General features: G+C 75.3%; 19 protein-coding genes, 1 pseudogene and 1 riboswitch. Of the genes and pseudogenes, 8 read left to right on the top strand and 12 right to left on the bottom strand.

What is annotated here, in order from left to right:
* Positions 1 to 221: 221 nt before the first annotated feature.
* On the bottom strand, positions 222 to 1,067 hold the full coding sequence (locus tag AB0D01_RS10870) for a bifunctional 5,10-methylenetetrahydrofolate dehydrogenase/5,10-methenyltetrahydrofolate cyclohydrolase (RefSeq protein WP_363054959.1): 846 nt from the start codon (positions 1,065 to 1,067) through the stop codon (positions 222 to 224).
* 99 nt (positions 1,068 to 1,166) lie between these two features.
* A riboswitch (ZMP/ZTP riboswitch) is annotated at positions 1,167 to 1,261 on the bottom strand.
* Between the two features lie 57 nt (positions 1,262 to 1,318).
* Here AB0D01_RS10870 and AB0D01_RS10865 point away from each other — a divergent pair.
* Together AB0D01_RS10865 and AB0D01_RS10860 are read left to right on the top strand one after the other, a co-directional pair.
* Positions 1,319 to 2,080 carry a methyltransferase domain-containing protein gene (locus tag AB0D01_RS10865; RefSeq protein ID WP_363054783.1) on the top strand — a complete coding sequence of 254 codons (762 nt, stop codon included), beginning with the start codon at positions 1,319 to 1,321 and terminating at the stop codon, positions 2,078 to 2,080.
* A 238-nt stretch (positions 2,081 to 2,318) separates the two neighbouring features.
* Positions 2,319 to 3,908, top strand: a complete 1,590-nt coding sequence (locus tag AB0D01_RS10860; RefSeq protein WP_363054782.1) for an RNA polymerase sigma factor — start codon at positions 2,319 to 2,321, stop codon at positions 3,906 to 3,908.
* Between the two features lie 77 nt (positions 3,909 to 3,985).
* Here AB0D01_RS10860 and AB0D01_RS10855 read toward each other — a convergent pair whose 3' ends face one another.
* The 3 genes from AB0D01_RS10855 to AB0D01_RS10845 form a co-directional block, all read right to left on the bottom strand.
* Positions 3,986 to 5,407: an amino acid permease gene (locus AB0D01_RS10855; protein WP_363054781.1), complete on the bottom strand. Its 1,422-nt coding sequence runs from the start codon at positions 5,405 to 5,407 to the stop codon at positions 3,986 to 3,988.
* Between the two features lie 75 nt (positions 5,408 to 5,482).
* Complete coding sequence (locus tag AB0D01_RS10850; RefSeq protein ID WP_363054780.1) at positions 5,483 to 7,648, bottom strand: phage holin family protein; 2,166 nt, start codon at positions 7,646 to 7,648, stop codon at positions 5,483 to 5,485.
* A gap of 172 nt (positions 7,649 to 7,820) precedes the next feature.
* Entirely contained in the window at positions 7,821 to 8,225 is a 405-nt protein-coding gene (locus AB0D01_RS10845; RefSeq protein ID WP_363054779.1) for a hypothetical protein, read from the bottom strand.
* Positions 8,226 to 8,384: 159 nt separating this feature from the next.
* Here AB0D01_RS10845 and AB0D01_RS10840 point away from each other — a divergent pair, with 159 nt between their 5' ends.
* Genes AB0D01_RS10840 through AB0D01_RS10830 form a run of 3 tightly spaced genes read left to right on the top strand, consistent with a single transcriptional unit; the run spans position 8,385 to position 10,183 of the window.
* Positions 8,385 to 9,161 carry an MBL fold metallo-hydrolase gene (locus AB0D01_RS10840; RefSeq protein ID WP_363054778.1) on the top strand — a complete coding sequence of 259 codons (777 nt, stop codon included), beginning with the start codon at positions 8,385 to 8,387 and terminating at the stop codon, positions 9,159 to 9,161.
* Positions 9,158 to 9,799, top strand: coding sequence for a VTT domain-containing protein (locus AB0D01_RS10835; protein ID WP_363054777.1), 642 nt, complete (start codon positions 9,158 to 9,160; stop codon positions 9,797 to 9,799). Before AB0D01_RS10840 ends, AB0D01_RS10835 begins: the two co-directional genes overlap by 4 nt.
* 9 nt (positions 9,800 to 9,808) lie before the next feature.
* Positions 9,809 to 10,183 carry a MazG-like family protein gene (locus AB0D01_RS10830; RefSeq protein ID WP_363054776.1) on the top strand — a complete coding sequence of 125 codons (375 nt, stop codon included), beginning with the start codon at positions 9,809 to 9,811 and terminating at the stop codon, positions 10,181 to 10,183.
* 45 nt (positions 10,184 to 10,228) lie between these two features.
* On the opposite strand, the gene AB0D01_RS10825 is transcribed toward AB0D01_RS10830, so the two are convergent.
* Positions 10,229 to 11,659 (bottom strand): amidase, encoded by a 1,431-nt coding sequence (locus tag AB0D01_RS10825; RefSeq protein ID WP_363054775.1) that lies wholly within the window; start codon positions 11,657 to 11,659, stop codon positions 10,229 to 10,231.
* Between the two features lie 72 nt (positions 11,660 to 11,731).
* Positions 11,732 to 11,878 (bottom strand): annotated as a pseudogene (locus AB0D01_RS10820) (SUMF1/EgtB/PvdO family nonheme iron enzyme); the annotation flags it as partial.
* A 103-nt stretch (positions 11,879 to 11,981) separates the two neighbouring features.
* Here AB0D01_RS10820 and AB0D01_RS10815 point away from each other — a divergent pair.
* Complete coding sequence (locus AB0D01_RS10815; RefSeq protein ID WP_363054774.1) at positions 11,982 to 12,443, top strand: MarR family winged helix-turn-helix transcriptional regulator; 462 nt, start codon at positions 11,982 to 11,984, stop codon at positions 12,441 to 12,443.
* Between the two features lie 16 nt (positions 12,444 to 12,459).
* Here AB0D01_RS10815 and AB0D01_RS10810 read toward each other — a convergent pair whose 3' ends face one another.
* The 3 genes from AB0D01_RS10810 to AB0D01_RS10800 form a co-directional block, all read right to left on the bottom strand.
* Positions 12,460 to 13,587: an MBL fold metallo-hydrolase gene (locus AB0D01_RS10810; protein ID WP_363054773.1), complete on the bottom strand. Its 1,128-nt coding sequence runs from the start codon at positions 13,585 to 13,587 to the stop codon at positions 12,460 to 12,462.
* The gene (locus AB0D01_RS10805; RefSeq protein ID WP_363054772.1) at positions 13,587 to 14,915 is read right to left on the bottom strand and encodes an aminotransferase class I/II-fold pyridoxal phosphate-dependent enzyme; all 1,329 of its coding nucleotides are present in this window, start codon (positions 14,913 to 14,915) and stop codon (positions 13,587 to 13,589) included. Before AB0D01_RS10805 ends, AB0D01_RS10810 begins: the two co-directional genes overlap by 1 nt.
* A gap of 81 nt (positions 14,916 to 14,996) precedes the next feature.
* Positions 14,997 to 15,569, bottom strand: a complete 573-nt coding sequence (locus AB0D01_RS10800; RefSeq protein ID WP_363054771.1) for a TIGR03086 family metal-binding protein — start codon at positions 15,567 to 15,569, stop codon at positions 14,997 to 14,999.
* Between the two features lie 201 nt (positions 15,570 to 15,770).
* Here AB0D01_RS10800 and AB0D01_RS10795 point away from each other — a divergent pair, with 201 nt between their 5' ends.
* Positions 15,771 to 16,652: a methyltransferase domain-containing protein gene (locus AB0D01_RS10795; protein ID WP_363054770.1), complete on the top strand. Its 882-nt coding sequence runs from the start codon at positions 15,771 to 15,773 to the stop codon at positions 16,650 to 16,652.
* A 48-nt stretch (positions 16,653 to 16,700) separates the two neighbouring features.
* Here the strand turns inward: AB0D01_RS10795 and AB0D01_RS10790 are convergent, their stop codons facing one another.
* Both AB0D01_RS10790 and AB0D01_RS10785 read right to left on the bottom strand, forming a co-directional pair.
* Positions 16,701 to 18,674: a DUF5107 domain-containing protein gene (locus tag AB0D01_RS10790; RefSeq protein ID WP_363054769.1), complete on the bottom strand. Its 1,974-nt coding sequence runs from the start codon at positions 18,672 to 18,674 to the stop codon at positions 16,701 to 16,703.
* A 153-nt stretch (positions 18,675 to 18,827) separates the two neighbouring features.
* Entirely contained in the window at positions 18,828 to 19,406 is a 579-nt protein-coding gene (locus AB0D01_RS10785; protein ID WP_363054768.1) for a GNAT family protein, read from the bottom strand.
* 35 nt (positions 19,407 to 19,441) lie between these two features.
* Between AB0D01_RS10785 and AB0D01_RS10780 the strand changes: the two genes are divergently transcribed.
* A complete protein-coding gene (locus AB0D01_RS10780; RefSeq protein WP_363054767.1) occupies positions 19,442 to 20,161 on the top strand; it encodes a hypothetical protein in 720 nt (239 codons plus the stop codon).
* A gap of 44 nt (positions 20,162 to 20,205) precedes the next feature.
* Here AB0D01_RS10780 and AB0D01_RS10775 read toward each other — a convergent pair whose 3' ends face one another.
* Positions 20,206 to 20,448 (bottom strand): DUF1049 domain-containing protein, encoded by a 243-nt coding sequence (locus AB0D01_RS10775; RefSeq protein ID WP_363054766.1) that lies wholly within the window; start codon positions 20,446 to 20,448, stop codon positions 20,206 to 20,208.
* Positions 20,449 to 20,467 lie beyond the last annotated feature (19 nt).

The raw sequence follows: 20,467 nt of genomic DNA, 5'->3' as shown, positions 1-20,467 counted from the left end.
GCCATCCGCGACGGTCCGTCAGGCACCTGCGCGATCCAACGGACGGGCCCCGGCGCCCTTTTGTGCGGGGTTCGCACAGCGGTGCGCGGGGTCCGGAATCCGGAGACCGGGCGGCGCCCCGGGCCCCGGTGCGGTCCCGGACAGCCGGAACGCCCCGGACCGAAGGGGTCCGGGGCGTTCGGCGTGCGGGGCGTACGGCGTACGGGGCGACTCGCGCGGGCTCAGAGCTCCGCGACGTCCAGACCGGCCTGCTCGGCGGCCGCCCGGACGGTCTGCTCCAGCAGCACCGCGATGGTCATGGGACCGACGCCGCCGGGCACCGGGGTGATGAGCGAGGCGCGGGCGGCGGCGGACTCGAAGTGCACGTCGCCGACGTTGCCCTCGTTGTAACCGGCGTCCAGCACGACGGCGCCCGGCTTGATGTCCTCGCCCCGGATGAACTCCGCCTTGCCGACGGCGGCGACCAGCACGTCGGCCTGGCGCACGATCGAGGACAGGTCCCGCGTGCGGGAGTGACAGTAGGTGACGGTGGCGTTGCGCTCCAGCAGGAGCATGCCGGCCGGCTTGCCGAGGATGGCGCTGCGGCCGACCACGACGGCGTGCTTGCCGGTGAGGTCCACGTCGTAGGCCTCCAGCAGGCGCATGATGCCGCCGGGGGTGCAGGAGACGAAGCCCGGCAGCCCGAAGCCCATGGCGGCGAAGGAGTGCATGGTCACGCCGTCGACGTCCTTGCCCGGGGCGATGGCCTCGAAGGCGGCGCGCTCGTCGATGTGGTGCGGGACGGGGTGCTGGAGCAGGATGCCGCTGATCTCCGGGTCCTCGGAGAGGGCGGTGATCGTCGCGACGAGCTCCTCGGTCGTGGTCGAGGCGGGCAGCTCCACGTGGCGGGACGTGATCCCGGCCTTGGCGCAACGGTTCTGCTTCATGCGCACGTACGTGACGGAGGCGGGGTCCTCGCCGACCAGGACGGTGGCGAGACAGGGCGCGGTGCCGGTGCGCTCGGTGATCTTCGCGGCGACGGCGGCGGTCCGCTCCGAGATGCGGCGGGCGAGGGCGGTGCCGTCCATGAGCCGGGCGCCGGAGGTCGGGGCGGCGGCGGTGGCCGTGGTGGCGGGCTGGGCAGTCTGGGCAGTCGTCACGGGGTCTCCTGAACGTCGCTGCGGATCGCGGTTCGCCCAGGCGCGCGGCAGTCGGCGTACGTCAGGCACGCCGGGCCGCTCCCCGGTGGTGATCCACCCGAACGCCAGTCACGGCCCGCCGCCCACTGTAGTCGACTTATCCGGTGGATGACCGGCGCCCGACCTGGGACGATCGATACATGACGCGCACTTTCGACCATCTTGTCGCCGAGGCCGAATCCGTCTCCGTCGACGGCTGGGACTTCTCCTGGCTCGACGGCAGGGCCACCGAACAGAGGCCCTCCTGGGGCTACCAGCGGCTGCTGGGCGAGCGCCTGGCCGGCGTCCGCTCGGCCCTGGACATCCAGACCGGCGGCGGGGAGGTGCTCGCGGGAGCGGGCCCCCTGCCGCCGCTGATGGCGGCCACCGAGTCCTGGCCGCCCAACATCGAGAAGGCGACCCGCCTGCTGCACCCGCTGGGTGCGGTGGTGGTCGCCGACGCGGACGAGCCGCCGCTGCCCTTCGGCGACGGGGCCTTCGAGCTCGTCACCAGCCGGCACCCGGTGACCATCTGGTGGGACGAGATCGCCCGGGTGCTGACCCCGGGCGGCACCTACCTGTCGCAGCAGGTGGGCCCGGCGAGCGTCTTCGAACTGGTGGAGTACTTCCTGGGGCCGCAGCCCGAGGAGGTCCGCCGCGGCCGGCACCCCGACGACGCCGTCGCCGATGCCACGAAGGCGGGACTGGAGGTGGTCGAGTTGCGCTCCGAGCGGTTGCGGACCGAGTTCCACGACATCGGAGCCGTGATCTACTTTCTACGGAAGGTGATCTGGATGGTGCCCGGCTTCACGGTCGGGCAGTACCGGGACCGGCTGCGCGAGCTCCACGAACGGATCGAGCGCGAAGGCCCGTTCGTCGCGCACACCGCCCGTTTCCTGATCGAGGCCCGCAAGGCCGAGTGACGGGGACCACGGCGGAACGTGCGGCTCCGGAGCCGACGGATCCACGCCGGATCCGGTTGCGCGGCCACAGCGTGGCGCAGGTCACTCAATTCAGCGCGTAACGAATCGACTCGGGCGTGCGATGAACCGACAGGTGTCCTCGCGCGGCCCGGAATACAGACCCCCCTCGGGTCTGTTTCCCGAGTTCGCGCGATGATGTCCCGCCCACTTCCTATCTGTTCGCAACGAGAGGCTCCTTGTGTCGCTCAGCCCGTCCCGTACGTTCCCTCCGGAGATCGCCGAATCGGAGGCCCTCGTCGCGCTCGTCGAGCGCGGCCGCGAGCAGGGTCACATCAACGGTGACGACGTGCGCCAGGCCTTCGAGGCCGGCCGCATCCCGGTGGACCAGTGGAAGCGGGTCCTGCGCAGCCTGAACCAGGTCCTGGACGAGGAGGGTGTCGCCCTCCACGTCAGCGCCGCTCCCGCCACCAAGGCTCCTGCCAAGAAGCCCCGCAAGGCAGCCGCCGCCCCCGCCCGCACCGTGACCAAGAAGGCGGCCGCCGCGCCGCGCCCCATCGGCGCGCGCAAGGCCTCCGCGGCGAGCACGGCCCCCGCGGCCGCCGCCGCGGCGATATCCGCCACGTCGACCACCGCCGGGGACGAGACGACGGTCGAGGCCGCCGCCGAGCCCAAGAAGCGCGTGGTCAAGAAGACCGCCGCCAAGAAGGCCACGGCCACCAAGAAGACCGCCGCCACGAAGAAGGCCGGTGCCAAGGACGCCGACGACGCCGAGAACCCGGCCGTCGAGGGCGAGGAATGGGCCGTCGAGGACCTCGCCGATGAGGCCGAGGAGGAGGCGCCCAAGGCCGGTGGCCAGGGCTTCGTCCTGTCCGACGACGACGAGGACGACGCTCCGGCGCAGACGGTCATGGTCGCCGGCGCCACCGCCGACCCCGTCAAGGACTACCTGAAGCTGATCGGCAAGGTGCCGCTCCTCAACGCCGAGCAGGAGGTGGAGCTCGCCAAGCGCATCGAGGCGGGTCTCTTCTCCGAGTACAAGCTCGAAGAGGAGGAGGACCACAAGCCCGCGTTCAAGCGCGAGCTGGAGATCCTCGTCGAGGACGGTCGCCGCGCCAAGAACCACCTGCTGGAGGCCAACCTCCGTCTCGTGGTCTCGCTGGCCAAGCGCTACACCGGCCGCGGCATGCTCTTCCTGGACCTGATCCAGGAGGGCAACGTCGGTCTGATCCGCGCCGTGGAGAAGTTCGACTACACCAAGGGCTTCAAGTTCTCCACGTACGCGACCTGGTGGATCCGCCAGGCGATCACGCGTGCCATGGCCGACCAGTCCCGCACCATCCGCATCCCCGTCCACATGGTCGAGATCATCAACAAGCTGGCCCGTGTCCAGCGCCAGATGCTCCAGGACCTCGGCCGGGAGCCCACTCCGGAGGAGCTGGGCAAGGAGCTCGACATGACCCCGGAGAAGGTCATCGAGGTCCAGAAGTACGGGCGCGAGCCGATCTCCCTGCACACCCCCCTGGGCGAGGAGGGCGACAGCGAGTTCGGTGACCTCATCGAGGACTCCGAGGCCGTCGTCCCGGCGGACGCGGTGTCCTTCACCTTCCTCCAGGAGCAGCTCCAGTCGATCCTGGGGACGCTCTCCGAGCGCGAGGCGGGCGTGGTCTCCATGCGCTACGGCCTCAACGACGGCCAGCCGAAGACGCTGGACGAGATCGGTCGCGTGTACGGGGTCACCCGTGAGCGCATCCGCCAGATCGAGTCCAAGACCATGTCGAAGCTGCGCCACCCGTCGCGTTCGCAGGTGCTGCGCGACTACCTCGACTGATCGTCCCCTCGTCACGGACACAAGGAAGCCCGCGCCGATCGGCGCGGGCTTCCGCGTGTACGGGGGCGATGCGCCCGTCAGGCGGCGGCGCGGTGCCTGCGGGCCGACATCAGGGCGTAGACGAGGACGCCCGCGAAGAGGAACAGGACGCCCTGGTAGACGGCCGCGTAGCCGGATCCGGCGACCAGCCACATCGAGAAGCCGAAGGCCAGGCAGGCCAGGGCGGCGTCGCGGACCAGCCGCCCGCGGTGCACCCGCTCGCCCTGGCCGGACGCCAGGAAGTAGAGCTGGGCGGCGGTGGAGAGCAGGTAGGGGACGGTCGCCGTGAAGGTGGTGACCAGGACGAGGACCTCGAAGACCCCCTCGGAGCCGGCCGTGTAGTTGTACACGGTCAGGCAGGAGGCCAGGACGACGGTGACGACGACGCCGACGACGGGCACCCCGCGCCGCTTCGTGGCGAAGACCTTCGGGAAGAGCCCGTCACGGGCGGCGGCGTACGGCGTCTGCGCGCTGAGCAGGGTCCAGCCGTTGAGGGCGCCGAGCATCGAGATCACCGCGGCGCAGGCGACGAGGGTGCCGCCCCAGGTGCCGCCGAACATCGCGTTGACGGCGTCGGTGAAGGGCGCCTCGGAGGAGACCAGGTCGTCGTGGGCGACCAGGCCGAAGACCGACAGGGTGCCGAGGAGGTACACGCAGGCGGCGCCCGCCGTGCCCAGGATGGTGGCGCGGCCGACGTTGCGCGCCGGGTCGCGGACCTCGCCGGCGCTGACGGCGGCGGACTCCACGCCCAGGTAGCTGAACAGCAGGATCGCGGCGGAGGCGGAGACGGCACCGACGGCGCTCTGGTCACCCGCCCGGAAGGGGCCGAGGTTGTCCGGGTCGAAGAAGAACAGGCCGCCGAAGGCCACCAGCAGCAGCGGGAGCAGCTTCAGGACGGTCGCGACGAGCTGCACGGCGCCCACGTAACGGGTGCCGGCCAGGTTGGCGAGGGCGGGCAGCCACTGCACGGCCAGTGCCGCCAGGCACATGGCCCACTTGTGGTCGCCGATCGCCGGGAACAGCACGCCGAGGTAGCCGACGGCCGCCACGGCGAGGGCCGCGTTCGAGACCCAGGCGGTGATCCAGTAGCTGTAGGCGGCGAGGAAGCCCGCGAAGTCGCCGAAGGCCGCGCGGACGTAGACGTACGGGCCACCGGTGCGCGGGTGGCGTTCGGCGAGCCGGCCGAAGACCAGGGCCAGGGCGATGGCGCCGACGGTGAGGACCCCGAAGGCGAGCAGGCTGATCGTGCCGAAGGGGGCGACCGAGGCGGGCAGCAGGAAGATCCCGCCACCGATGATGTTGCCCATGACCAGGCAGGTGGCGATGGGGAGCCCGAACCGGCGGGCATGCGGGCCGCCGCCGTCCCGGCCGGCTGCGGCCGGTGTGCCCTGCCCCCGGCCCCCGGCCTCGTCGGCCGGCGGGCCGGTGGTTTCTGCGGGCGGGGCTGCGGTGCTGGTCATCGGTGGTGCGCCTCTGGGTGTCTCACATGGTGGGCAGGTCAACACATGGTTGACCACGCCGAAGTGCGCACCAAATCACCGATTTTCGTCCGGCGCGCGCACCCCTGCGGACGGAAGGGTTCCGTCCGATGTGGCCTCCCACCGGTGATCCTTCGGAAGCGGCGACTCCCCGGGCGTGGCCGAATCCAGCCCGCCCGGGGCCGAAAGCGGCACCTGGGGGCCGTCCGCCTCGCGCAGCCAGCGGCGCAGCACCGCGTGGACGGACTCCGCCCCCACCAGCCCCGGGCCCGGCTCCGACAGCTCCGTCGGCCACATCAGGAACGGGAGCCCCTGGGCCCCGCCCAGTCCGCCGTGCGAGCCGATCTGCTCCTCGAAGGCGTGCACCTCCCCGGTGGCGGGGTCGTACGCGGAGTTGACCATGATGTCGGCCACGTGCGGGAAGGCGTCCGTACGCCGCACCGCGTCCGCCGCGCCCGGCCCGAACGCCGCCAGCAGCTCCTCCGCCTCGCCCGGCACGTCCAGCCGCGCCACCGCGCCGCCGGGCCCCAGCACCTCCCCGTCCACCAGCAGGAAGCCCACCCCGGGATGGTTGGCCAGGGTGGCCAGCAGCGCGGGGTGCGAACGCTCGATCCGGGCCCGCGAGGCCCGCCCCGGCACGTCGGGGAACGAGACCAGCCCCAGGTTGCCGGAGGCCAGCACCACCGGGTCGGAGCCCCGGACGGGCCGGTCCTCCCCCGTCTCCGCCCCCGTCTCCTCCGGCCGGTGCAGCGCCGCCAACACCGCGGCGCGGGCCTCCGCCCCGCTGCGGGTGCGGCCGACGCGGCGGGACACCGGCAGCCCGCAGCCGGCCCGCACCAGGTCCTTCAGGGTGAGCCCGTAGCGGCCGAGGAAGGTCTCCCCCGGGCTCTGCCCGTGGTCCGAGAGCAGCACGAAGCGGTACGCGCGCGGCGCGTGCTCGGCGACCCGGGCGATCAGGGCGAGGCTCCGGTCGAGCCGGGCCAGGACCCGGTCGGTGTCCCGGCCGCGTGGACCGGAGTGGTGCGCGACCTCGTCGTAGGCCACCAGGTCGGCGTAGACGGCCGTACGGCCCGCGAGCACGTCCCCGATCACCGCCGCGACGACCACGTCCCGCTCGATCACCGTCGCGAAGGCCCTGATCAGCGGGTACAGCCCGCCGCGCGCCACCCGGGGGCGCACCTCGCGCATCCGCGCGCGCAGCGACTGGCCGATCTCGCGGACCACCTCGGAGACGAAGGACAGCGCCGTGCGGACGGCGTTCGCCGGGTCGGCGAAGTACGCGAAGTACCCCGCGCGGGAGCGGTTGGCGCGCCCTCGTCGGGCCGAGACCGACAGGACCAGCGCCAGCTGGTCGGCGCCCCCGCTGAACAGGTTGCCCCGGCTGGCCCCGTCGAGGGTGAGCAGGCCGCCGTCGCCGGTGCGGGCGACGGCGCGGCGTTGGAGTTCGGCGGCGCAGGTGGGCCGGTTGCAGACCATCACCTCGCCGGTCTCCTTCTCGTACCAGCGGAAGGCGGGGACGTCGAAGTTGGATCCGTGGAGGATGCCGAGCTGGCTGGCCCCGGTCTGGCTGGACCAGTCCGTACGCCAGGACGTGACGCGGTGCCCTGTCTCCAGCCAGCCGGCCACCGTCGGCATCAGCCCGCCGGCGGCCGCGCGACGCAGCTCCGCGTACCCCACCCCGTCGAGCTGGAGCACGACCAGCGCAGGCGGCGCCTCCTCGCGCCCGGGCCCGCCGGCGCGGCGCCCGCGCCGCCTGCGGCGGTCGGCGAGCCGGTACAGCCGGCGGCGGTAGGCCTCGTCGTCGCGGACGGCGAGGGCGGTGGAGGTGGCCGAGGCGACGGCGGACATCACGGCGGCGACGACGACCGCCGTCTCGGGCGCGAGGGCGCCGCGCCCGTCGGGGACGAGGCTCAGCGCCATCAGGAGGAGCGAGCCGTTGAGGAAGAACACGAGCAGGCCGAGCACGAGCGCCGGCACCAGCAGCAGGGCCCGTACGATCACCGGCCACACCAGGGCCGTCAGCAGGCCGAAGGCGCCGGCGCCCCAGGCGGCCGTCAGCCCGATGCGGGTGACGCTGTCGCCGTCGGCGGACTGGAGGCGGAAGTCCGGCAGGATCCCGGCGAGCACGAGCATCGTGAGGGTGGAGGCCGCCCACACCAGGACCACGCGCGCCAGGGCGCCGCCCGCGCTCCGCCACCGCACCCGTACCCGCCCTCGTCGCACGCCGCACCCGCCTCGCTCCCCGGCCCGCGCCCGCGCGGGCCCCCGGCCAGCGTCGCACAGGGCGGCGGACGGGGGTGGTCGACACGGGTGGCGGAAGGACGTACGGGGGGTGGCGGGCGGGGTGGCGGCGCCGGACCGGGCGGGCCGGGCGGACCGGTCGGCCGGGCGGGGCTCAGGTGCCGTCGTAGCCGGCCGTGGGCATCGACAGGCGCCGGTGCACCTCGGCCTTCATGGCGGAGGTGTAGCGCGGCTCGTCGAGCCCGGCGGTCTCCAGCCGCACCCCGCGCCGCGCGCACTCGGCGGTGAACTCCTCCACGGAGCGCAGGGCGCGGGCGAGGACCCGGCGGTTCGGGGCGACGAACAGGTCGACCTGGCCCGCGTCGACGTCGCACCAGAGTCCGCAGTGGTCGGCCCGCAGGCCGTAGAAGAGCAGGTGCCTGGTCACCACGTAGCCCTGGTCCGCCGCCCAGCGCGCGCACATGGCGTGCTGGCTGCGGGTGTCGACGGCGAAGGGGTCGGCGTCGAGTTCCTCAAGGGGGACCAGGCTGGCGATCGCGGCCACGCGCAGCGCATCCATGGCGCCCGACCCTACTCCGATCCGAGCCCGGGGAGGAGGGGGCCGGCAGGTTCCGCTTCGCGCTGACGGGCGCGACGGGGAGCGCGTTGGAGGGTTACGGGCGGATCGTGGGGGCAGGGCCTAGGCTCGGGAGGTGCGGGGGCGAGGGAGGGAGGCGCGGTGCCGGTCGAGATCACCTGGTGGGGGCACGCCACGTGCACGGTGTCGGATTCCGGGGTGCGGGTGCTGACCGATCCGCTGTTCGCCCGGCGGCTGGCGCACCTGCGCCGGCGGCGCGGGGCGGTGCCCCCGCCCGAGGCGGCCGAGGCGGACGTGGTGCTGGTCTCGCACCTGCACGCCGATCATCTGCACCTGCCGTCGCTGGCGCGGCTGGCGCGCGGTACCCGGCTCGTGGTGCCGAGGGGCGCCCGTCGGGCGCTGCCGGGGCTCGCGCGGCTGGCGGGGGTCATGGGGCTGGTGGTGACGGAAGTGGTCCCGGGTGAGGTGGTGGACGTCCGGGGGGAGGTACGGATCCGGGCGGTCAGCGCGCGCCACGACGGGCGCCGGCTGCCGGTGGGACCGCAGCGCGCGCCCGCGCTGGGCTACGTGGTGGAGGGGGCCGGGCGGACCTACTTCGCCGGGGACACGGGCCTGTTCGCGACCATGGCCGAGGAGGTCGGGCCGGTGGACGTGGCGCTGTTGCCGGTGGGCGGCTGGGGCCCGTACCTGGGTCCGGGCCACCTGGACGCGCAGCGGGCGGCGCGGGCCCTGGCCTCGCTGGCTCCGGCGGCGGCCGTGCCGGTGCACTACGGGACGTACTGGCCGATCGGGATGGACGCCGTGCGGCCGCACGAGTTCCACGCGCCGGGCGAGGACTTCGCCCGGCACGCGCTGCGGCTGGCGCCGAAGGTGACGGTGCGCGTCCCGGACCACGGGGAGCGGGTGTCGCTGCCGTGACCCTGTTGCGGGAGGCGGCGGCGGTGGTCGGCGGGACGCCGGCCGAGACCACCGGGCAGGCCGTCGGCTACCCGGCGCTGTTCCTCCTGGTGGCCCTCGGCGCGCTGGTGCCGGTGATCCCGACGGGGGCGCTGGTGAGTTCGGCGGCGGTGGTGGCCTTCCACCACCAGCCGGTGCCGCTCGGGGTGTTGTTGGTCTTCGGGGTGTCGGCGCTCGCGGCGTTCGTCGGCGACGTCGCCCTGTACGGGCTCGGGCTGCGCGGGGTCCGGTCGCGGGGAGGCTCGCGGTGGCTGGAGTCCCTGCGGGGGCGGGCCACTCCGGAGCGGCTGGAGTGGGCGAGGGCGAGGCTGGACGAACACGGGGTCCAGGTGCTGGTGTTGTCACGCCTGGTGCCGGCGGGCCGGATCCCGGTGATGCTGGCGTGCCTGTGGGGCGGGGTGCCGATGCGGCGGTTCGCGCGCGGGGACGCGCCGGCCGCCCTGGCGTGGGCGGCGACGTACGGGCTGATCGGGATCCTGGGCGGATCGCTGTTCTCCGACCCCTGGAAGGGCGTGGCCCTGGCGGTCGCCCTGACCGTGGTGATCAGCGTGGCCCCGGGCCTGTGGCGCCGACTGCGCGGCACGCGCGAGACCCCTTAGGATCCCCGGGTGACTGCGACCGCCCCCTGGGACACGATCGGTGCCCTCGCCGCCCGTTTCGACTCTGCCGACGCCGCATTGGGGGTGCGACCCCAGGAGAGCCACGTTCTCCAGGTCCTGAAGATCGGCGAGGAGTTCGGCGAGGCCGCACAGGCGGTGATCGGCGCGACGGGAACCAATCCGCGCAAGGGCCGTTCGCACGACTGGGACGACGTGCACGACGAGGTGTGCGACGTGATCATCACCGGGATGGTGGCCCTGGCCCGGATGCGTCCCGACGCGGCGGACTACTTCGCCGAGCAGTTGGCCCTCAAGGCGGCCAAGTTCCTGCCTGGCCGGGAAGCGGGACAGGAGCCCGGGTCGGCCCTTCCGGGTCCCGCCTGACGCGAACCGTCGGGCGGGGAGCCCGGGAGGGGCGGCCGGGGGGGGTCAGGGGCGGGGTGGGGTGGTGTCGCGGGCCAGGGGCGGGACGTGGTCGGCCCAGGGGCGGGCGGCCTCCAGCTGCGCCGCCACCCGCACGATCGTGGTCTCGTCGTGTTCCCGGCCCACCAGCTGTACGGCCAGCGGCAGTCCGTCGGCGGCGAACCCGGCCGGGACGGAGGCCGCCGGGTTCCCGGTGACGTTCCACAGCGCGGTGTAGGCGACCATCGGGCGGGAGCGGAGCATCGCGCCCGCCATGCCGAGGCCGTCGAGGACGCCGATCCGGCGGGGCCGCTCGGCGAGGGTCGGGGTCAGGAGCAGGTCGCAGCGGTCGAAGACCCGGTTGGCCCGTACCGCCAGCCGCTCCCCGGCGTGGATCGCCCACTCCACCGCCCCCTCCGGGGCCAGCGAGGCGACCCGCACGACCTGCCGGGTGCGCCGTTCGAGCAGGTCGGGACGGTCCACGGTACGGGCCTCGGCGCGTACGCCGCCGTAGAACTGGGGCAGGAACGCGGCCGTGGTGTCCGGGTAGCGGGGGTCGATCTCGCGTACGTCGTGGCCGAGTTCGCGCAGCAGGCGGGCCGTCTCGCGCACGGCCGTCACGTGCTCCGGGTGGGGGCGCACGCCGGGTGTGGCGGGCTTGGCGGACCAGCCGATCCGCAGCCGGCCGGGCTCGGTGCCCGCCGCCCGGACGAAGTCGGTCGTGGTGGGGCGGGCCGCCCAGCGGTCGCCTTCCGCGGGGCCGGCGATGACGTCGTAGAGCAGCGCGCTGTCCAGCACGGTGCGGGTGAGCGGGCCCACGGTGCCGAGGGCGTACCACAGGTGGGGGTTCGGGGCGGTGGGGACCCGGCCGCGCTGCGGTTTGAGGCCGAAGAGGCCGCAGCAGGCCGCCGGGATGCGGATCGACCCGCCGCCGTCTCCGCCGAGGGCCGCGCCGACGAGTCCGGCCGCGACGGCGGCGGCGCTGCCGCCGCTGGAGCCGCCGGGGGTGCGGGTGGTGTCCCAGGGGTTGCGGGTGTGGCCGTGCGCGGCGGATTCGGTGAAGGGCCACTGCCCGAACTCCGGCATCGTGGTCTTGCCGACGATCACCGCCCCGGCTTCCCGGAGCCTGCGGACGACCTCCGCGTCGGCGGCGGCGGGGGTGCGTTGGGCCTCTCCGCCGAAGGTGGTGCTCTCGCCAGCCACGTCCAGCTCGTCCTTGACGGCGATCGGTACGCCGAGCAGCGGGCGGTCGTCCCCGGCGGCGCGGGCCGCGTCACGGGCGTCGGCCTCCGCGAGCGCCTGCCGGGCGAGGACCACGCGGTAGGCGCCGAGTTCCCCGTCGAGTCGCTCCGTCCGCCGCAGCGCGGCCTCGGTCAGCGCCCGGGCGGTCACCTTCCCGGCCCGCACCGCCTCCGCCTGCCGGGCCACCCCCAGGAACAGCAGCTCACTGTCGTCCACGTACGCGCCTTCCCCTCGGTGCTTCGACGCACGGCACGCTATGCGCTGCGGCTCCCGTGCGACAGGGGTGGTTCAGCCGGCCGCGGACCGGGCGAGGCGGAAGCCGACGTCGTCGACGCGGTAGGCGGTGTGGCTGCGGCGGCGGGCGGAGGCCCGGCAGCTCCGGTGTTCGTCGAACCGGCCTCCGCCGCGCAGGACCCGGTAGCCGCCGGCCTCCCATGTCGGCGATCTTCCCGAAGGGGCTGGACCTCAAGTGCGGTTGGGTTCGTAGGCTCGCGGTCGTCGGAGGAGAACCCGTACGACCGAACGGAGCGCAGACGTCATGGAGTACTCGCACAGCGACGCGGAACTGGCCCATCAGCCCATCGGCTACTGGAGTTGGGCCGCCTACGACGCGGTGGTCGGCCGCACCCGCGGCGCGCTCGCCGAGATCGGCACCACCCAGCCGCAGTGGTGGATCCTGGCCCGGTTGGCCCTGGCCGAGCCCGAGGACAGGACCCGGGAGGCGGTCGCCGCCACCCTGCGCGGCTACCTCGCGGTCGGCGCGGAGGGCATCCACGAGGAGATCGACACGACGATCGCCCGGGGCTGGGTGACCGAGGAGCCCGCGGGCGGTCTCGGACTCACCGCCGAGGGAAGGGAGTTCTTCGACCGCGCGGCGGCCCTCCAGAAGGACTTGTGGAGCGAACGGCACGCCGGCATCCCGGACGAGGAGTACGTCGCCACCCTGAAGGTGCTCCAGCGCTTCATCCACAACACCGGCGGGCGGGCCTGGCACCACTGAGCGGGGGGTGCGCGCGTCAGGGGGCCGGCAGGGTGCGGGAGGCGCCGATGGGGAGGTCCCAGAGGTGCTCGCGCGCCAGACCGGCCCGCGACCAGGCCGCGCGGACCCGGTGCAGGGGTTCCGTGACGGGCTCCGCCGAGAGGACGAAGGTGCCCCAGTGCATCGGGGCCATCCTCCGCGCGCCGAGGTCCACGCAGGCCCGTACGGCCTCCTCGGGGTCGGTGTGGACGTCGCGGAGCCACCAGCGGGGGGCGTAGGCGCCGATCGGCAGGAGGGCGAGGTCGAGGCCGGGGTGGCGGCGGCCGATCTCGCCGAACCAGTGCCCGTAGCCGGTGTCCCCGGCGAAGTGGACCTTGCGGCCGGTGGCCGTGTCCGTGAGCACCCAGCCGCCCCACAGGGTCCGGCAGGTGTCGAGGAGGAAGCGTCGGGACCAGTGGTGCGCGGGCACGAAGTCGAAGCGTACGCCGCCCAGTTCGGCGGACTCCCACCAGTCGAGTTCGGTGATCCGGGTGAAGCCCCGACGGCGGCACCAGCGGGCGAGGCCGGCGGGGACGAAGAGGGGGGTGCGGCGGGGCAGCCGCCTGAGGGTCGGGGCGTCGAGGTGGTCGTAGTGGTTGTGGCTGATCACCACGGCGTCCACGGCGGGCAGGTCCTCCCAGGGCACGCCCACGGGGGTCATCCGGGCCGGGGTGCCGAGGATCCGGCGGGACCAGACGGGGTCGGTGAGGACCGTCAGGCCGCCGGTCCGCAGCACCCAACTGGCGTGTCCGGCCCAGGTGACGGAGAGCTCCCCGGGGGCGGTGGCCGGCAGCGGGGCGGGCGCGTAGGGCAGGTCGGGGATGCCGCGCAGGCCCTCGGGCCCGGGTCGGAAGGCGCCCTCCCGGGCCAGGCGGGCGAAGGCCCGGATGCCGGGGAGCGGAGTGGTCAGCCGGTCGGCGAACGAGCGCGGCCACCGGCGGCGCCGCCCGGGCGGGGCGGTGGGGCCGCCGCCGAGGACGGGCGCGACGGCGGGGACCGGTTCGGCGACAGGCGCCACGGCCGGGGCGGGTGCGGCGGTGGTCGGGGGTGGGGCGTGGGGGGCGGTGCGGGGCTCGGCGCCCGGGGCCGCGCGGTCGGTCGTGGGGGCGTCCGGCTGGTCCCGCATCAGGTGGTCTCCGTACGCCGTCGGTCGGCGGGCCCGGCCAGGACCGACCCGAGCAGGTCGAGGGCGCCCCGGACGTGCGGCAGGGCGAGCGGGTCGCGGGCGGTGAGCGCGGCGAGCCGCTGTTGCGGGGTGGCGCCGAGCAGCGGGCCGGTGGACAACCGGACGCGCAGGGCGCCCAGGTCGTCGGCGAAGCGCTGTCCGCCGGGGGTCGCCGCGCCCAGCCGGGCGCCGAGCCAGTCCTCCAGTTCCATCGCGTCGCCGACGCCCTGGCGGGCCAGTTCCGCGCGCAGCGGGGTCAGGTCGACGTACAGGTGCCGGCCGGCCTGCGGAGGCCGGGCCAGGGCTCCGACGGCGAGCAGTTCCCGGTGCGCGGCGGCGGCCACCGCGCCGTGCAGGGCGGCGGCGGCGTAGGCCCGGCCGGCGACGGCGTCCGGCTCGTCGAGCGCGTACGCGGCGGCCCCGGCGACGGGGCCCGCGACGAAGGCCCCGGTCGCGGTGAGGACGTCGAGGGTCCGGGCCCTGAGCCAGGTGCCGCGCGGGGTGTCGGGGAAGCGCAGGACGGCGGCGGGCCAGCCTGCGGGCAGTTGGGCCCCGGCGAGGTCGACGAGGACGGCGGCCCGGTCCGGGAGCATCTCGGCCGGGCTGAGGACGAGGGTGTCGTGGGGCCGGTGCACGGTGTCGCGCCAGCTCTCGTCGCTGATCACGAAGAGGCCGGCGGACTGCGCCGCCTCGCAGGCCTCCAGCAGCAGTTCGGGCGGCGGCACGGTCGCCGTGGGGTCGTCGGCGACGGACAGCAGCAGGACGCGCGGGTCGCCGCCCTCGGCGCGGACCCGTCGGACGGTCTCCAGCAGGGCGTACGGGTCGGGTACGCCGCCGCATTCCGCCGGGGTGGGCACGTGGTAGGCCCGGCGTCCCAGCAGCCGGACCTGGGGGGTCCACCAGGCGGGACACGGCCGGGGCAGCAGGACGTCGCCGCCGTGGGCGCCGAGGAGCGCCAGGAGCAGGGCGGGGGCGCCCGGTCCGGCGGCGACGTTCTCGGGGTCGGTGGGCAGCCCGCGGCGGGCCCAGTAGCGGCAGGCGGCCTCCCGCACGGCTTCCCCGCCGCCCGGGGGTTCGGGCGCGGCCCGGTCCGCGGCCTCGGCCAGCACCGCGGTCAGCTCGGGCAGGACCGGCAGTCCGGGTTGCGGGGCGGGGGGACCGTAGCGGACCGGGCCGCGCCCCTCGGGGGCCCGGCGGCGCCGCTCACCGGCCGTCGGCGCGGGCGCCGCCGGACCGTCCGCACCGCCGTCGGCCGTCCCCTCGGCCATGCCCTCGGCCATGCCCGTCACGGTGCCTCACCTTCCCGCCGCCGCTTACCGCTGCCGCCCACCATCGTGCCCTTTATACGATTGTTTGCCCCGTGATGCCCGTCAGCCTCGCCTGCCGACCAGGGCGAGCAGTCGGGTCTGGGCGTCCGCCCCGGCCGGGATGTCCAGCGGCTCGGCGAACATCCCGCTCGCGGCGAGGCCGTCGGCGTAGGGCATGACCTCCTTGAGGGCGAACTCCACGAGCCCCACCGGCAGCCGGTCCGACGCGCCGATGGCCCGCGAGAGGTCCCAGGCGTGCACCACGCAGTCGGCGGTCAGCTCGGAGCAGTACGCCGCCCCGCGCGTCGGCCCGTAGGAGAGGTTCACGGTCCGCTCCAACGCCCCCGGCTCGGCCAGGGCGTCCCGGGCGCCCGCCGCGGCCCGCTCCCAGGCGGCGACCGGGTCCGCGCCGAGCAGGTCGCCGGAGAGCTCCTCGCCCACGTCCTCGACGGTGCGGCCCCCGGAGACCAGGGGCGGGACCCACAGCATCTCGCCGGTGACGTGGTTGACCAGGTCCCGGACGGTCCATTCGGTGCACGGGGTCGGCGCGCCCCAGCCGTCGTCCGCGACCGCCCGTACGCGCTCACCGAAGAGCCGCAGCGCCGCGGCGTGTTGTTCGAGCAGGGTCTCGGACACGGTGCCCACCGCCTTCGCCGAGGGCGCCGACGGGGCGCCGGGCCCTCGTGGCCCACTGTCCTCGCCGGCGACACACGCCGCCACCGGCCGACCGACAAGCCTTGCCCACACGGGGGTGTGTCCACATGTCAAAACACCGGTCTCACAAAGCGAGCGAATCCCTTAACGTGATCATCACCTTCGAGGACGAGGAGCCCCGCCATGGGAGACACGCACGACGCCCCGCGCGACGCCGCGCAGGACACCACGCACGGGACGGCCCACGAGACCGCCCACGAGACCGCCGTCTACACCCACGGCCACCACGAGTCCGTCCTGCGCTCGCACCGCTGGCGCACCGCCGCCAACTCGGCCGCGTACCTGATCGGCGAGCTGCGCCCCGGCCTGCGGGTGCTGGACGTGGGCTGCGGACCGGGCACCATCACGGCCGACCTGGCCCGGCTGGTCTCCCCCGGCGGACACGTCACGGCCGTCGACGCCGCCGAGGACGTCCTGGAGCGGGCGCGCGCCCACGCGCACGAGAGCGGGCTGTCCGAAGCCGTCGACTTCGCCACGGCGGACGTCCACGCCCTGGACTTCGCGGACGACACCTTCGACGTGGTCCACGCCCACCAGGTGCTGCAACACGTCGGCGACCCGGTACGGGCACTGCGCGAGATGCGCCGGGTCTGCCGCCCGGGCGGGATCGTCGCGGTCCGCGACGCCGACTACGCGGCCATGACCTGGTACCCGGCCTCCCCCGGCCTGGACGACTGGCTGGACCTGTACCGGCGGGTGGCCCGCGCGAACGGCGGCGAGCCGGACGCCGGACGCCGACTGCTGTCGTGGGCGCGCGCGGCGGGCTTCACGGACGTCCGGGCCACCGCGACCGCCTGGTGCTACGCCACGCCCGAGGAGGTCGCCTGGTGGTCCTCGCTGTGGGCCGACCGTACGACGGCCTCCTCGTACGCCTCCGTCGCCGTCGCCGGCGGACACGCCGCGCCGGCCGACCTGACCGCCGCGGCCGAGGCCTGGCGGGCGTGGGCCACCGCGCCCGACGCCTGGTTCTCGGTGCTGAACGGCGAACTGCTGTGCCGGGCCTGACGACCGGCGCCCGCCGCCCGCCCCGGCCGCGGCCCGGTCCGCCCCGCCTCACCCCGGCGGGCGCATCCGGAAGTCGTAGGCCGCCGGCAGCGGGCGGTCGGTGAGGCCGGCCCACACCTCCGAGAGGGTCTCCTCCCCCTCCCGCAGGTCGGGGATCTCGAAACCCTCCTCGAAGACCCGGCGGGCCGCGCCGACGTGCCCCTCGGCGGCCAGCAGGCGGGCGGCCAGCAGCCGGAAGCGCCCCCGCTCGCGCAGGGCGGGCCGCAGCCGGTCCCACACGGCACGGGCCGCGCCCAGCCGGCCGACGGCGAGCAGCGCGGCCAACGCCTCCCGGCCCAGCGCGGACTCGGCGGCGCACCACGCCTCCCCGCCCTCGCTCCCGCCCTCCCGCAGCAGGTCGTCGAAGGCCTCGGCGTAGCGGTCGGCGGCCCGCTCGGGGGCCCCGGCCAGGGTGTCGGCCACCGCCAGGCAGCGCAGCAGCGGCCACCGAGCGGGGGCGAGCGCGAGCCCGCGCTCCCAGCTGCGGACGGCCTGGGCCACGTCGCCGGCGTGCCACTGGGCCACGCCCAGGTGGTACTCGGTGAGCGGGTCGGCGGGGGCGGTCTCCAGCATGTCCCGCCAGTGCGGGGCGACCAGCGCGGGCCCCGGCGGAACCGCCCCGCTCGGGGCGGGCAGCGCTCCGGTGCGCCACAGCCGCAGCCAGGGCTCCTGTTCCTCCCCGAGGGTCGACTCCTCGAAGGGGGTGCCCGGCAGGGTGTGGCCCCCGCACAGCACCTCCAGCGCGCCCCAGCCGGAGCCGGTCGCCAGCCGCTCCCCCGGTGCGGTGTCGGCGACGGCCCGCCAGCTTCGGTGGGCGGCGTCCAGCACCTCGGCGGGCAGGGCCTCGTCCAGGGCCGCCGCGCCGGCCGCGCGGGCCGCCGCCCAGTCGGCCCCGTGCACGGCCGCCGGGTCCGCCGCGAGCGGCCCGTACGCCTCCAGCCAGCTGAACTCCGCGCCGGCCTCCAGCCGTACGTGCTCCAGCTGGGTCCGGGCCAGTCCGGCCTGGATCTCCGCGTAGCCCCCCGCGCCGGGCGCGGCCAGCCACTCCTGCCAGCGGCGCCCGCCGGGCCCCGCGCCCCACACGAAGAGCTTGCGGCCGCACAGCCGCGCGGTGGAGGCCTGGGCCAGGCCGCGCCCCTCGGCGTCGAGGGCGGCGATCCAGGGCCGCCGCCGCTCCTGGACCTCGTAGAAGTAGTCGGCGGGGTGGTCGCTGCCCAACGGGTACGTGCGGTCCGCGTCCCGCCAGTCCGGGACGGGGACGCGGCGCAGGTCGCGCTCGTAGCCGTAGTGCCAGGCCTCGTCGGCGGGGGCCAGGACGCGGGTGCCGGCGTCCTCGGGGACGGCCGTGTTGGACCACCAGTAGACGGGCGCGGGCCGCTCGTGCGGGTTGCGCACGCGGACGCCGACGTAGAGGAACTCCGAGTCCCCGGGCAGCCACAGGTCCACCTGGAAGGGCAGGTCGCGCAGCCGCTCCCACTCCCACAGCCGGACCATCTCGCCGCCGTCCGGGGCGGGGACGAGCGCGGCGTGCAGGGGGGCGCAGGAGAGGGTGGTGTGGCCGGTGGCGCCGATGTTCCACTCGATGCCGCCGGAGTACCAGGCGCCGTTGAGGGCGAAGTTGGCGGGCTGGAACACCGGGTTGCGGTAGAGCAGTTCGCGGCCGGACGGCAGGTGGACGAGCGAGTGGATCCGGCCGCCGAGGCCGGGCAGCACGGTGACCCGCAGGCGTTCGTTCTCCAGGACGATCGCCTCGACCCCTCGCTCGACGCGCTCCCTGCCGTACCCGTCGCGCAGGCGCGTCGGCAGCACGGACCGCAGCGGCTCGTAGCCGATCTGGCGGGCCATGTCGCGCGGCAGCTCCCGGCGGGCGCGCTCGTCCAGGTCGTGGACGCCGTCGGGGGCGCACAGCGCGGGCAGCGGGTTGTCGGGGCCCAGCGGGGCGGAGGGAAGAATCAGCCGATCGCGTCTGACGGTGGTGGCCATGGGGAAATGGAACACGGCGGCGCGGCGGCTGCACAGGGGTTCCGCGCACGACCACCGGTCAGGGTTGGGCAAAGACCGCCCGGTTGACTCCGACGGCCCCGACGGCCCCGACGGCCCCGACGGCCCGAACGGCTGCGACGGGGCTGCGACGGCTCACACCGGCACGTGCGCGGTGTGCGGGCGGGGCATGTCCGCGGTGATCGCCCAGCGTTCGTGGTCGCGCCAGGCCCCGTCCACGTGGAGGAAGTCCGGGGAGAGCCCCTCCAGTCGAAAGCCCCGCCCGCGGACCAGGGCGATCGAGGCGGTGTTGCCCGGCCGCACGTTCGCCTCCAGACGGTGCAGGTCGAGGCCGCCCTCCGCGGCGGGGGCGAAGGCGTGGTCCAGCAGCAGGTCGAGACCCTCGCCGAGCAGGCCCCGGCCGACGGAGTGCGCGAACGCCCCGTAGCCCAGCGCCCCGCACCGGAAGGCTCCCCGGACGATGTTGTTGACGTTGACGAAGCCGGCGATCGCCCCGGTGACGGGTTCGCAGACGAGGAACCCGGCGCGCGCCTCGCCCTCGCCCAGGCGGGCCGCGTAGGGCTCGAAATCCTCCAGGGTGGCGGGCGGGAAGAGCCAGGGCCGGTGCAGGTCGCGGCTCTCGCGGACGCGGGCGGTGAACTCGGGGCCGTCGGCGACGCGGAACGGGCGCAGCCCGACCCGGGCGCCCCGCACCAGGTAGCGGGAATATGACATGTGCCCAGGCTAGGTGGTGTGCCACCATCACCGCCGTGATCAACGACGACCCCTCCGGGGAACTCCTGCGCGCCGCGGCCCGCAACAACGCCCTCTGGTGCGACGCGGTCTGCCGGACGCACGGGCTGCGCCCCTCGTTCTCCGCCGAGGCCTGGACCAGCTCGGCGCGCACGCCTCCCCTGTACCCCGACGCCGTGACCCTGGCGCCGACGAGCACGGTCGAGGCGGTGCGGGCCGGGATCGACACCGCCGTTCCGGGCTGTTCGGTCAAGGACAGCTTCGCGGCCCTGGACCTGGCCCCGGCCGGCTTCGAGGTGCTCTTCGAGGCCTCGTGGATCCACCGCGCCCGGGGCTCGGCGCTCCCGGCCCCCGGGCGGCGACTGGAGTGGTCCGAGGTCGCGACGGCCGGGGAGCTCGACGCCTGGGAGGCTGCCTGGTCCGGCGAGGGGGCCGGCGGGCTGTTCCGTCCGGCCCTGCTCGATCAGGACCTCGTCTTCCTGGCGGGCCGGGCCGCGGGGCGCGTCGTCGCGGGCGCGGTGGCGAGCGCGGGCGGCGGGGTCGTGGGGGTGTCCAACCTGTTCGCCGCGGACGACGCCGACACCGACGAGACGTGGGCCGCCGTCCTGGCCGCCGCCGACGCCCGGTGGCCGGCCCTCCCGGTCGTCGGCTACGAGGCCGGGGACGACCTCGCCGCGGCCCTGCGCGCGGGCTTCGCCCCGCTCGGTCGGCTGCGCGTCTGGCTGCACACCGCGTAGGCGGGCGACGTCCCGCCCGTCCACCCGCGCGCGGCCACCTGCGGCTACCTGCGGCGGGACCTGCGGCCCATCACGTAGGCGCCGCAGATCCCGCCCAGGACGGCGGAGATCAGCAGGGCCACCCAGAGCGGCATCGTCACCAGCGGGACCAGCAGGCGGATCTCGGTCTGCCGGCGGTTCTCGAAGATGAAGACCAGGGTGACGACCACGAGGGCGGCGATGCCGACGCGGCCCGGGGTGATCGCCCCTCGGCGCTGTGGGCCGCCCTTGGCGGTGTGGGGGGTCATGGGCCCATCGTCGGCCCGC

The organism is Streptomyces sp. NPDC048606 (assembly GCF_040650855.1).
GTDB lineage: Bacteria > Actinomycetota > Actinomycetes > Streptomycetales > Streptomycetaceae > Streptomyces.
The sequence above is the reverse complement of the archived record's forward strand: the minus strand, read 5'-3'. Positions and strand labels throughout refer to the sequence as shown.

What these genes read in the sequence shown, in the direction of transcription:
- AB0D01_RS10870 (WP_363054959.1), bottom strand. Translation starts at nt 1,067, where the DNA reads ATGGACGGCACCGCCCTCGCCCGCCGCATCTCGGAGCGGACCGCCGCC.
- AB0D01_RS10865 (WP_363054783.1), top strand. Translation starts at nt 1,319, where the DNA reads ATGACGCGCACTTTCGACCATCTTGTCGCCGAGGCCGAATCCGTCTCC.
- AB0D01_RS10855 (WP_363054781.1), bottom strand. Translation starts at nt 5,407, where the DNA reads ATGACCAGCACCGCAGCCCCGCCCGCAGAAACCACCGGCCCGCCGGCC.
- AB0D01_RS10845 (WP_363054779.1), bottom strand. Translation starts at nt 8,225, where the DNA reads ATGGATGCGCTGCGCGTGGCCGCGATCGCCAGCCTGGTCCCCCTTGAG.
- AB0D01_RS10815 (WP_363054774.1), top strand. Translation starts at nt 11,982, where the DNA reads ATGGAGTACTCGCACAGCGACGCGGAACTGGCCCATCAGCCCATCGGC.
- AB0D01_RS10810 (WP_363054773.1), bottom strand. Translation starts at nt 13,587, where the DNA reads ATGCGGGACCAGCCGGACGCCCCCACGACCGACCGCGCGGCCCCGGGC.
- AB0D01_RS10795 (WP_363054770.1), top strand. Translation starts at nt 15,771, where the DNA reads ATGGGAGACACGCACGACGCCCCGCGCGACGCCGCGCAGGACACCACG.
- AB0D01_RS10790 (WP_363054769.1), bottom strand. Translation starts at nt 18,674, where the DNA reads ATGGCCACCACCGTCAGACGCGATCGGCTGATTCTTCCCTCCGCCCCG.
- AB0D01_RS10785 (WP_363054768.1), bottom strand. Translation starts at nt 19,406, where the DNA reads ATGTCATATTCCCGCTACCTGGTGCGGGGCGCCCGGGTCGGGCTGCGC.
- AB0D01_RS10775 (WP_363054766.1), bottom strand. Translation starts at nt 20,448, where the DNA reads ATGACCCCCCACACCGCCAAGGGCGGCCCACAGCGCCGAGGGGCGATC.